Here is a 10,315-nt window from a genome sequence, read left to right on the forward strand (position 1 = left end):
GGGTCAAGGCCATTTCTTGAGTTGACGGTGATGACCCCTTCGCGAGCAAGCTCGCTCCCACATTTGAAATGGGCCCCCCTGTGGGAGCGAGCTTGCTCGCGAAGAGGCCAGTCCAGCCACAATAAACCTACGGCTTACGCAACAGATAGGTATCCATGATCCACCCATGCTCGGCACGGGCTGCTTTGCGCACCCGCTCGATCTCGGCCGCCACATCCTTGAGCTTGCCACTGATCAGAATTTCATCCGGTGTGCCCAGGTAGGCTCCCCAATAAATCTCGGTCTGCTGATCCGCCACATGGTGGTAGGAATCTTCAGCGTCGAGCATCACCACCAGGCTGTCGGTGTCACTCACCTGCCCCGCCGCCAGACGCCGGCCCGTGGTGATTTCGATTGACCGACCAATGCTGTTCAATGGCACCTTATGCTGCGCCGCCAACGCCTGAACGCTGGTAATCCCCGGGATCACTTCAAACTCGAAAGCACAGCGGCCTGACGCCAGAATCGCCTGCAGAATACGAATCGTGCTGTCGTACAGCGCCGGGTCGCCCCACACGAGGAAACCGCCGCATTCTTTGTCAGCCAATTCTTCATTGATCAGCCGCTCGAAGGTTTCTTGCTTGACGCGGTTCAGATCTTCGACCGCACGGGTGTAGTCCACGTCGCCACGCTCGCGTTCCGGGCTGTGGGCTTCGACGAATCGATAGCCAGGATTGGTGATGTAGCGTTCACAGATGTCACGACGCAGGTCGAGCAGCTTGTCCTTGCTCTGGCCTTTGTCCATCAGGAAGAACACGTCCACGCGGTTAAGCGCTTTCACCGCCTGCATCGTGATGTAGTCGGGGTTTCCGGCGCCGATGCCGATGACCAGCAGTCGTTTCATCACTGTGCTCCCGCAAGATCGATACCCGCCAAGCGTAGCCGCCAGATGCCGTTGAACCGCAGTTCAACCACGGACAGCGGTTCAACATCAATGGCGTTGAACGCCGCGCCCTGTAACACCCGCATCAGTGCCGCACGCACCACAAACGGATGGGTGACGGCGACGATGTGCCCCGATACGCCTTGCAGACTGGTCAGCCATGCCGCCACGCGTTCGCTCAACTGCATTACCGACTCGCCACCATGGGGTGCCGCCTGCGGATCATTGATCCACGCCTGCAAGGCCTCGGCCTCGCGCACTTGCAGATCCTTGATCGCTTGCCCGTGCCAGCGCCCCCAATCGCAATCACGCAGCGCTTCGTCCACTTGCGGCGCCGCACCGAACCACTCGGCAGTCTGGCGCGTACGCAGTTCCGGCCCGCACAACAAACGGCTGGCACCGGTGAATTTTGCGGCCAACGCGCCGAGCGCCAATGGCGAATTTTCAACAGGCTCGTTCGTAGGAAAGCGCGACAATTTCTGTGCGACGGTTCGCGCGTGGCAAATCAAAGTCAAACGGGTGGACTGCACAGGGTTTCACTCGATGAACATCAGCTGAATCGGCGGCAAATCGCCGGTCTTGTGGCAATTGTGCCGTAACCCGGTCGCTTCAGGGGATCTCGTGAACCTCCAGCCCAGTACTCTGAAGTAGAAAAAGCGGCAATGTCTGACACGCCTGGAGGCAATGGACTACAAGAGGCACAGACTTAGGTGTAGCCCTTGTTACTCAGGGTTGTGAGCTTATTTAAACGTCGAATCGCCAACGCTAAAAATTCACTAGACATGTAACCTGAGTTACATAAATACTGTTTTAACGGATTGTGAAACGAATTCAACACCCCCCCCTTCATCCAGCAGGAGCCCGGATGCCCCCTCTCAGAGACTTGATCACCGACCCCGGCCTGGAACTGACGCCGTCGGAGCGCAAAGTGATTCGCGCCCTGCTCGACCAGTATCCACGCAACGGCCTGGGTCCGATGGCGCGTCTGGCCGAACACGCCGGCGTCAGCGATCCGACCATCGTGCGGCTGGTGAAGAAGCTCGGATTCGGCGGTTACGCCGAGTTTCAGGACGCCCTGCTCAGCGACATGGACCACCGCCTGCGTTCGCCGCGCACCCTGTTGCAGCCGCGTTCGCACCTGAACAAGGACGATGCCTGGGGCCATTATCTGGCTGACAGCCAACGCCTGCTGGTGGAAACCCAGGTTCTGACGCAACCCGAAGACGTGCGCATTCTGCTCGACTGGCTGCTCGATACCCGGCACCAGATCTACTGCTTCGGCGGGCGCTTCAGCAGCCTGATGGCCAACTACCTGCTCAACCACCTGCGCTTGCTGCGGCCCGGCTGCTTTGCCCTGGAGGACAACGCGCAACTGCCCGACCGCCTGTTCGATCTGCAACGCCAGGACGTGGTGCTGCTGTTCGACTATCGGCGCTACCAGTCCCAGGCCCTGCGGGTGGCCTCGGCGGCGAAGAACAACAACGCGCGGGTGGTGCTGTTCACCGACATCTATGCCTCGCCGCTGCGTGAACTGGCTGACCTGATCATCAGTGCTCCGGTGGAATCGACCTCGCCGTTCGACACCATGGTGCCGGCGCTGGCCCAGGTCGAGGCGCTGATTGCCTGCCTGACCCTGCGCAGCCCCGGTCTGGCCGATCGCCTGGAAGGCATCGACGCCCTGCGCAACGACTTCAACACCCACCTGCTGGAGGATAAATAAGGATGTTCAGTCTTCCCCACCGCTCGCCGCGGGATTTGCCGTTCGTCACCGGTCACACCGCTCTGTTGCTGGTGGACATGCAGCGTGCCTGGCTCGAACCGCAGTTCGACCCGCATCTGAACGGCCCGGACGCCGAGTATTTCCTGACCCGCGCGCACATGCAGGTGGTGCCCAACCAGCGCCGTTTGCTCAGTGCCTTTCGCGAAGCGCGGCAGAATGTGCTGCACACGATTATCGAAAGCTTGACCGCCGACGGTCGCGACCGCTCGCTGGATCACAAACTGTCGGACATGCACCTGCCCAAGGGCAGCACCCAGGCGCGGATCATCGACGACCTGACCCCGGTGGAAAACGAAATCGTGTTGCCGAAAACCTCGTCAGGGGTGTTCAACTCGACCAACATCGATTACGTACTGCGCAACCTCGAAACCCGCCACCTGATCATTGCCGGCATCGTCACCGACCAGTGCGTCGACATGGCCGTGCGGGATGCCGCCGACCGTGGCTATCTGGTGACGCTGGTCGAAGACGCCTGCGCCACCTACACCCCGGCGCGGCATGACGCCTGCCTGAACGCGATCAAGGGTTACTGCTGGATCACTGACACACAAACCGTGCTCGGCCGCTTGCAGGAGATGCGTCCATGAGCGAGCGCCTGACGCCGTTGCCGATGACCACCATCGTCACCACCGACCTGATCGGCATCACCCGTGGCCGCTCGTTTCCCACCGATCAGCTGGAGCATTATCAAGCCGCCGGTTGCGGCTGGGTGCCGGCCAACAGTGCATTGACGCCCCAGGACATCATCGCCTCGACCAACCCATGGGGCGCTTATGGTGATTTGCGGTTGATTCCCGATTTGAGCAGCCGCGTGACGGTCGGTAATGGCCCGGACGCCGCAGCACCGGCGCTGGACTTTATCCACGGCGACATCCGCGAGACCGATGGCCGGCCGTGGAGCGCTTGCCCGCGCACGCTGCTGCGCGATGAAATCGAGCGCTATCGCGACGACCTCGGTTTGCAGGTCAACGCAGCGTTCGAACACGAATTCAACCTGCATGCCGGTTTTGCCGAGCATCTGGCATTTTCCCTCGAAGCCCAGCGTCAGGGGGCCGAGTTCGGCGGCTGGCTGCTCAGCGCGCTGCGCGCGGGTGGCGTTGAGCCGGAAATGTTCCTGCCCGAATACGGCAAGCACCAATACGAAATCACCTGCCGGCCGACCCTCGGCGTGGCGGCGGCGGATCGTGCGGTCAACGTGCGCGAAATCACCCGCGAAATCGCCCGGCAAATGGGCGTCGATGTCAGCTTCGCGCCGAAAACCAAGGCCGACGCGGTGTGCAACGGTGTGCACCTGCACATCAGCCTGCTCGACCTGCAAGGTCTGCCACTGCTCTACGACGCCGGCACCAGCAACGGTCTGTCGACCCTCGGCCAGCATTGGGCCGCCGGGATCCTGCATTACCTGCCGGCGCTGTGTGCGTTCACCGCGCCGACACCGGTGTCGTACGAGCGTTTGCAGCCACACCACTGGAGCGCGTCCTATGCGTGTCTGGGGCAGCAGAACCGTGAAGCGGCGCTGCGCATTTGTCCGACCGTGAGCCTGGGCGGCAAATCCGTGGCGGCGCAGTACAACCTGGAATTCCGCGCGATGGACGCCACCGCCTCGCCGCATCTGGCAATGGCCGCGCTGCTGATTGCCGGACGGCTGGGCATCGAACAGCGTCTGGCGCTGAACGCGATCACCGATGAAATTCCCGATTCACTCAACAACGAGCAACGCAAGGCCCGGGGCATTGTGGCCCTGCCCGCCTCGCTGGCCCAGGCGCTGGATTGCCTGCGTGACAGTGCAGCCTTCAATCAATGGCTGCCCAAGCCGTTGCTCGACACTTACCACGCCCTTAAAACCGAGGAACTGGCGCTGACGGAACAGCTCTCGCCCGCTGACCTGTGTGAGCACTATGCACGCCTGTACTGAATCCGCCGAGCTGGGGTTGTACACCCGCCCGGTCTACAACCTGAGCCGCGAAGATTCATCGCATCCGTTGATTCTGGTGTGCGAGCACGCCAGCCGCTACATCCCCGAGGCCCTGAACAATCTGGGCCTGGACGATGCCGCCGCGCGCGAACACATCGCCTGGGACATCGGCGCACTGCAACTGGCCGAAAAGCTCTCGGAGACACTCGGCGCGACACTGTTGAGCGCCAACTATTCACGGCTGCTGATCGACCTCAATCGGCCCCGGCATGCCCCCGACAGCATTCCGGCGCAGAGCGAGATTTATCAGGTGCCCGGTAACCGCGAGCTGGACGAAGCCACGCGCGAGTACCGGCGCCAGACCCTGTTCAAACCGTTTCACGCCCGGCTGCAGACCCTGATCGACCAGCGCGTTGCACAAGGCCAAGCAGTACGGGTAGTGGGGATTCACAGTTTTACCCCGGTGTATTACGGCCAGCCGCGCCCGCTGGAAGTCGGCGTGCTGTTCGGTCAGGCCGGCGCCTATGCGCAACGGGTGATCGATGGCCTCGGCCAGCACCCGCTGAACGTCGCGGGCAACCAGCCGTACCGGGTTGATCCGCTGGGCGACATGACCGTGCCGGTGCATGGCGATGCCCGGGGGCTGGAATCGGTGTTGATCGAGGTGCGCAACGATCTGCTGCGCACCCCAGAGGCGGTATCGCTGTGGGCCGAGCGCCTGGCGCCACTGCTGTAAAGAACGCTGCAAGACTGCTGACGCTGTAACGATGGATCGACATAACAACTAAAAACGCTGGATAGGCTGACAAGGAGTTGCGCTTCATGGAAATAGAAGAGTTCGGCTACAAACAGGAGTTGAAACGTAGCCTGACACTGACCGACCTGGTGGTGTACGGGATGATCTTCATGATCCCCATCGCCCCCTTCGGCGTGTATGGCTACGTGAATGCCGAGGCGCCCGGGATGGTGCCGCTGGCCTACATCATCGGCATGGTCGCGATGCTGTTCACCGCGCTGAGCTACGGCAGCATGGCCAAGGCGTTTCCGGTCGCCGGTTCGGTGTATTCCTACGCGCAACGCGGCCTCAATCAACACGTCGGCTTCATCGCCGGCTGGCTGATGCTGCTCGACTACCTGCTGATTCCACCGCTGCTGTACGTCTACGCGGCGATGGCCCTGAACCATCTGTACCCGGACATTCCGAAGGTCGGCTTCATTCTAGCGTTTCTGGTCAGCGCGACGTTCGTCAACCTGCGCGGGATCACCTTCACCGCACGGATGAACATCATCTTCCTGCTGGCGCAGCTGGTGGTACTGGGAATCTTCCTGTTCTACGCCTGGAACGCCCTGCACAATGGCGGCGGCAACGGCGAGCTGACCCTGGCGCCGCTGTATCACCCGGAAACGTTCAACTTCGCCCTGCTGATGCAAGCGGTGTCGATTGCGGTGCTGTCGTTCCTTGGCTTCGATGCGATATCGACCCTCGCCGAAGAAATCAAAGGCGATCCGGGCCGCAGCGTCGGCCTCGCAGCACTGATCACTCTGGTGGTGATGGGCGTGATTTTCGTCGTACAGACCTGGATCGCCACCGATCTGGCTGCCGGCATGGGTTTCAAGTCCGCCGACACCGCATTCTATGAAATCGCCGAAATCGCCGCTGGCAGCTGGCTGGCGACGCTGACCGGGGTGGCGACCGCGCTGGCCTGGGGCGTCGCGGTGGCGATCACCTCGCAAGCGGCAGTGTCGCGCCTGCTGTTCGGCATGGCCCGCGACGGCAAGTTGCCGAAAGTCCTGGCCAAGGTGCACCCGAAGCACAACACCCCGTACCTGAGCATTTATCTGGTGGCAGTGCTGTCGCTGGTGATCTGCTACCTGTTCATCAATTCGGTCGACACCCTGACCTCGCTGGTCAACTTCGGTGCCCTCAGCGGTTTCATGCTGCTGCACCTGACAGTGATCAACTACTACTGGCGTCGGCAGAAGTCCGGTCAGGTCGTACGCCATCTGATCTGCCCGGTGATCGGCTTCATCATCGTCGCCGCCATCATGTACAACATGGGCGTCGATGCGCAGAAACTCGGCCTGATCTGGATCGCGCTGGGTCTGGTGTACCTGTTCTTCCTGAACAAGCTCGGCGCCAGCACCGCGCTGCCTGACCCGAGCAATGGCTGACAAGAAAAAGAGCGGCGTCTGACAACAAATCAGGCGACCGCCGCTTTAAAGCGTGGCAACCGACAGTGATAGTCAGGTTTGGTGGGGATCACCGGACCCTTTGATACAGGAGTGCATCCATGCTGGTCTTACGCCCAGTCGAGACAACCGACCTGCCGCAATTGCAGCAGCTGGCCCGCAACAGCCTGGTCGGCGTCACGTCGCTGCCTGACGACAGCGAACGCCTGCGCGAAAAAATCGCCGGCTCCTGTGCCTCGTTCGACAACGACATTCAGGCGCAAGGCCCGGAGAACTACTTCTTCGTGCTGGAAGACCTCGACACTCAACGGCTGGTCGGTTGCTCGGAGATCCTCGCCACGGCCGGTTTCAACGACCCGTTCTACAGCTTGCGCAATCGCCACTTCACCAGTGCTTCGCGGGAACTGAACATCGAGCACGGGGTGCCGGCGTTGTCACTGTGTCACGACCTCAGCGGACACACGCTATTGCGCGGGTTTCACATCGACAACGCACTGGTGCGCAGCGCCTTTTCCGAATTGCTGTCGCGGGCACGGCTGCTGTTCATCGCCGCTCACGCACAACGCTTTGCCGATGCGGTGATCACCGAGATCGTCGGCTATAGCGATGAGAACGGTCATTCGCCGTTCTGGGACGCACTGGGCAAACACTTCTTCGACCTGCCCTACGTCGAGGCCGAGCGCCTGTGCGGCCTGCAAAGCCGCACGTTTCTCGCCGAACTGATGCCGCAATACCCGATTTACGTACCGATGCTGCCTCAGGCAGCACAGGAATGCATCGGCCGAATTCACCCGGACGGTCAGGAAGCCTTCGACATCCTCGAACGCGAAGGCTTTGAAACCAACAGCTACATCGACCTGTTCGACGCCGGCCCGACCCTGTATGCGCGCACCGCGAACATCCGTTCTATCGCCCACAGCAAGACAGCCAGCGTGCGCGAGCAGGCGCAGATCGACGCCCGCGGCCATTACCTGCTGAGCAACGACGCGCTGCATGGCTTCCGGGCCATCGTCGCCGAACTGGATTACCAGCCTGAGCAACCGCTGTCGCTGACGCCGGATCTGTGTGCCGCACTGAAGGTCACCGATGGCAGCACGACCAGGGTGATAGCCCTGTGAACCGCCACCGGCTGCACACCCAACGACAGTGCCCGAACCGGCGCGTACAAGGAGTTACCGCATGATCGTCCGTCCGGTCAAAGTCAGCGACCTGCCAGCACTGATGACCCTGGTGCAACAGGCCGGCCCGGGGTTCACCACCCTCCCGGCCAATGAGGATCGCCTCGCCCACCGGGTGCGTTGGGCCCAGCGCGCGTTTTCCGGACAAGTGGAACGGGCCGACGCCGATTATCTGTTCGTGCTTGAAGATGACGACCTGCGGGTGATCGGCGTCAGCGCCCTGACCGGCGCGGTAGGCTTGCGCGAGCCGTGGTACAACTACCGAGTCGGCCTGACCGTGAGTTCGGCACCGGATCTGGGCATTTCGCGGCAGATCCCCACGCTGTTTCTCAATAACGAGCTGACCGGCCAGTCGGAACTGTGTTCGCTGTTCCTTCAGCATGAGCAACGCCATGGCAACAATGGACGGCTGCTGTCGCTCGGGCGGCTGCTGTTCGTGGCCGAGTTTCCGCAACTGTTTGGCGAGAAGATGATCGCCGAACTGCGCGGCAGTGCCGATGAACTCGGTTGCTCGCCGTTCTGGGACAGTCTGGGCCGGCATTTCTTCCAGATGGACTTCAGCCATGCTGACCACTTGTCGGGTCTGGGCAACAAGTCGTTCATCGCCGAACTGATGCCGCGCCAGCCGTTGTACACCTGCATGCTCACCGAACAGGCACAGGCGGCCATCGGCCAGGCGCATCCCAATACCGAGCCCGCGCTGAAGATACTGCGCGAAGAAGGATTTGTGCATAAGGGCTACATCGACATCTTCGACGGTGGCCCGGTGATCGAAGCACCGATCGGCAACATTCGTACCGTGCGCGACAGCCTGGCGCTGACCCTGAGTCTCGGCACGCCGGACGATCAGGCACCGTTGTGGCTGATCCACAACCGGCGCCTGGAGAACTGCCGCATCACCGTGGCCCCCGGTCGTCTGGTCGGCAATACCCTGGTGGTCGATCGCCTCACCGCCAAGCGCCTGCAACTGCAACCGGGCAATTCGGTGCGCGCCGTGCTGCTGCCCAGGCAACAGCAACAGGCGGTAGCGGCCTGATCTGCGGTTTAGCCAGTGAAAATCCGCTGACTGCCGATGAAACCTTTCAGCCGCTGGATCCTTCATCGACGCCTCACTCGCAAATTCGTCATGAACCTTGACCCATTCGCGTGATAGCCTTTTCATTCTTCGGCGTTGACACCTTTGCTCAAGCCGTTCCATTCCTTTGTATTGGTGGAACTCGTATGACCAGGCTTTCCCATCAAGATTTGCGCCGTAACTTCCGTCAATTGCTGGCTTCCGACACCTGCTACCACACCGCCTCGGTGTTCGACCCGATGTCCGCGCGCATTGCCGCAGACCTGGGTTTTGAAGTGGGGATCCTCGGCGGCTCCGTGGCCTCGCTGCAGGTGCTGGGCGCCCCCGACTTTGCCCTGATCACCCTCAGCGAATTCGCCGAACAGGCCACCCGCATCGGCCGCGTTGCCCAGTTGCCAGTGATCGCCGACGCCGACCACGGTTACGGCAACGCCCTCAACGTGATGCGCACCATCGTCGAACTGGAACGCGCCGGCGTCGCCGCCCTGACCATCGAAGACACCCTGCTGCCGGCGCAATTCGGCCGTAAGTCCACCGACCTGATCTCGGTCGCCGAAGGCGTCGGCAAGATCCGCGCGGCGCTGGAAGCCCGGGTTGATTCGGAAATGGCAATCATCGCCCGCACCAACGCCGGGATCCTGCCGAATCAGGAAATCATCAGCCGCACCAAGCAGTACCAGGCCGCCGGTGCCGATGGCATCTGCATGGTCGGGGTGCAGGACTTCGATCAGCTCGAGCAAATCGCCGAACACCTGACGGTCCCGCTGATGCTGGTGACCTACGGCAACCCGGCGCTGCGCGACGACAAGCGCCTGGCCGAACTCGGGGTGCGCGTGACTATCGACGGCCACGGCGCCTACTTCGCCGCGATCAAGGCGACCTACGACAGCCTGCGCGAACAACGCCAGATCTTCACCCAGGCCTCGGACCTGAGCGCCACCGAGCTGACGCACACCTATACCCAGCCTGAGGATTACATTCTGTGGGCGAAGGAATACATGAGCGTCAAGGAATAAGCTGCGGTCAGGACTGGCCTCTTCGCGAGCAGGCTCGCTCCCACAGTGGATCTTCAGTGAGCACAGCATGGGTGTTGAACACAGATCCCATGCAGGAGTTAGCCTGCTCGCGATGACGTCGGCACATTCAACACCCATTTAGCCTGACCCGCCGCCTTCGCGAGCAAGCCCGCTCCCACAGTGGATCTTCAGTGAATACAGCAGTGGTGTTCGGCACAGATCCATTGTGGGAGCGAGCT

10 protein-coding genes are annotated in these 10,315 nt (G+C 61.6%); 8 read left to right on the plus strand and 2 right to left on the minus strand.

Going from position 1 to position 10,315, the window contains the following annotated elements; translation table 11 throughout:
* Positions 1 to 127: 127 nt before the first annotated feature.
* Both cobF and QMX91_RS25055 read right to left on the minus strand, forming a co-directional pair.
* The gene (gene cobF / locus QMX91_RS25050) at positions 128 to 883 is read right to left on the minus strand and encodes a precorrin-6A synthase (deacetylating) (RefSeq protein ID WP_282413533.1); all 756 of its coding nucleotides are present in this window, start codon (positions 881 to 883) and stop codon (positions 128 to 130) included.
* A complete protein-coding gene (locus QMX91_RS25055; RefSeq protein ID WP_349016849.1) occupies positions 883 to 1,341 on the minus strand; it encodes a histidine phosphatase family protein in 459 nt (152 codons plus the stop codon). Before QMX91_RS25055 ends, cobF begins: the two co-directional genes overlap by 1 nt.
* A 446-nt stretch (positions 1,342 to 1,787) precedes the next feature.
* On the opposite strand from QMX91_RS25055, the gene QMX91_RS25060 reads away from it, so the two are divergent.
* The 8 genes from QMX91_RS25060 to QMX91_RS25095 all read left to right on the plus strand — a co-directional run bounded on the left by QMX91_RS25060 (position 1,788) and on the right by QMX91_RS25095 (position 10,076).
* Complete coding sequence (locus tag QMX91_RS25060) at positions 1,788 to 2,642, plus strand: MurR/RpiR family transcriptional regulator (RefSeq protein WP_282413535.1); 855 nt, start codon at positions 1,788 to 1,790, stop codon at positions 2,640 to 2,642.
* A 2-nt stretch (positions 2,643 to 2,644) separates the two neighbouring features.
* Positions 2,645 to 3,289 (plus strand): isochorismatase family cysteine hydrolase, encoded by a 645-nt coding sequence (locus tag QMX91_RS25065; RefSeq protein WP_027611640.1) that lies wholly within the window; start codon positions 2,645 to 2,647, stop codon positions 3,287 to 3,289.
* The gene (locus QMX91_RS25070; RefSeq protein WP_210558661.1) at positions 3,286 to 4,617 is read left to right on the plus strand and encodes a glutamine synthetase family protein; all 1,332 of its coding nucleotides are present in this window, start codon (positions 3,286 to 3,288) and stop codon (positions 4,615 to 4,617) included. The genes QMX91_RS25065 and QMX91_RS25070 overlap by 4 nt, the downstream gene beginning before the upstream one ends.
* Complete coding sequence (locus QMX91_RS25075) at positions 4,601 to 5,353, plus strand: N-formylglutamate amidohydrolase (protein ID WP_223008372.1); 753 nt, start codon at positions 4,601 to 4,603, stop codon at positions 5,351 to 5,353. The genes QMX91_RS25070 and QMX91_RS25075 overlap by 17 nt, the downstream gene beginning before the upstream one ends.
* 86 nt (positions 5,354 to 5,439) lie before the next feature.
* Positions 5,440 to 6,789 carry an APC family permease gene (locus QMX91_RS25080; protein ID WP_282413536.1) on the plus strand — a complete coding sequence of 450 codons (1,350 nt, stop codon included), beginning with the start codon at positions 5,440 to 5,442 and terminating at the stop codon, positions 6,787 to 6,789.
* A gap of 119 nt (positions 6,790 to 6,908) precedes the next feature.
* On the plus strand, positions 6,909 to 7,925 hold the full coding sequence (locus QMX91_RS25085) for an arginine N-succinyltransferase (protein ID WP_282413537.1): 1,017 nt from the start codon (positions 6,909 to 6,911) through the stop codon (positions 7,923 to 7,925).
* Between the two features lie 61 nt (positions 7,926 to 7,986).
* Complete coding sequence (gene astA, locus QMX91_RS25090) at positions 7,987 to 9,021, plus strand: arginine N-succinyltransferase (RefSeq protein ID WP_134786762.1); 1,035 nt, start codon at positions 7,987 to 7,989, stop codon at positions 9,019 to 9,021.
* Positions 9,022 to 9,206: 185 nt separating this feature from the next.
* Positions 9,207 to 10,076: an oxaloacetate decarboxylase gene (locus QMX91_RS25095; RefSeq protein WP_007968750.1), complete on the plus strand. Its 870-nt coding sequence runs from the start codon at positions 9,207 to 9,209 to the stop codon at positions 10,074 to 10,076.
* Positions 10,077 to 10,315: the final 239 nt, after the last annotated feature.

Source organism: Pseudomonas sp. PS01299, assembly GCF_029960145.1.
Taxonomy (GTDB): domain Bacteria; phylum Pseudomonadota; class Gammaproteobacteria; order Pseudomonadales; family Pseudomonadaceae; genus Aquipseudomonas; species Aquipseudomonas putida_A.

Coding starts and splice junctions, on each gene's coding strand:
- QMX91_RS25075 (WP_223008372.1), top strand. CDS start 4,601: ATGCACGCCTGTACTGAATCCGCCGAGCTGGGGTTGTACACCCGCCCG.
- cobF (WP_282413533.1), bottom strand. CDS start 883: ATGAAACGACTGCTGGTCATCGGCATCGGCGCCGGAAACCCCGACTAC.
- QMX91_RS25095 (WP_007968750.1), top strand. CDS start 9,207: ATGACCAGGCTTTCCCATCAAGATTTGCGCCGTAACTTCCGTCAATTG.
- astA (WP_134786762.1), top strand. CDS start 7,987: ATGATCGTCCGTCCGGTCAAAGTCAGCGACCTGCCAGCACTGATGACC.
- QMX91_RS25060 (WP_282413535.1), top strand. CDS start 1,788: ATGCCCCCTCTCAGAGACTTGATCACCGACCCCGGCCTGGAACTGACG.
- QMX91_RS25080 (WP_282413536.1), top strand. CDS start 5,440: ATGGAAATAGAAGAGTTCGGCTACAAACAGGAGTTGAAACGTAGCCTG.
- QMX91_RS25085 (WP_282413537.1), top strand. CDS start 6,909: ATGCTGGTCTTACGCCCAGTCGAGACAACCGACCTGCCGCAATTGCAG.
- QMX91_RS25065 (WP_027611640.1), top strand. CDS start 2,645: ATGTTCAGTCTTCCCCACCGCTCGCCGCGGGATTTGCCGTTCGTCACC.
- QMX91_RS25070 (WP_210558661.1), top strand. CDS start 3,286: ATGAGCGAGCGCCTGACGCCGTTGCCGATGACCACCATCGTCACCACC.